The sequence below is a fragment of the Nocardia rhamnosiphila NBRC 108938 genome (assembly GCF_000720425.1).
GTDB classification, from domain to species: Bacteria; Actinomycetota; Actinomycetes; order Mycobacteriales; family Mycobacteriaceae; genus Nocardia; species Nocardia rhamnosiphila.
In genome coordinates, this window is sequence record NZ_JOAJ01000057.1 from 1 (window position 1) to 377 (window position 377).

Here is a 377-nt window from a genome sequence, read left to right on the forward strand (position 1 = left end):
GCGGCCGGAGCGGGTGCCGTTGTCGTTGGCGCAGCAGCGTATGTGGTTCTTGAACCGGTTCGATGGTCGGTCGGCGGCTTACAACATTCCGATGGCTGTGCGGTTGTCCGGTGATCTGGATGTGGCTGCGTTGCGTGCGGCGGTTGCCGATGTGGTGGGGCGGCACGAGGTTTTGCGGACGGTGTATCCGGAGACCGATTCGGGTCCGGTGCAGGTGGTGCTTCCGGTTGTGGATGCGGTGCCGGAGTTCCGGGTGCGTGCGGTGGCTGCTGCGGATGTGGTGTCGGCGGTGTCGGAGTTGGCGTCGGGTGGGTTCGATGTGACGGCCGAGGTGCCGTTGCGGTTGGCCTTGTTCGAGGTCGGACAGGCGGCCGACG

1 protein-coding gene is annotated in these 377 nt (G+C 66.3%); it reads left to right on the forward strand.

What is annotated here, in order from left to right; all coding sequences use genetic code 11:
• Nucleotides 1-40: 40 nt before the first annotated feature.
• The coding region (locus IG75_RS36995; protein ID WP_425600717.1) for a condensation domain-containing protein at nucleotides 41-377 on the forward strand (337 nt) is incomplete at its 3' end.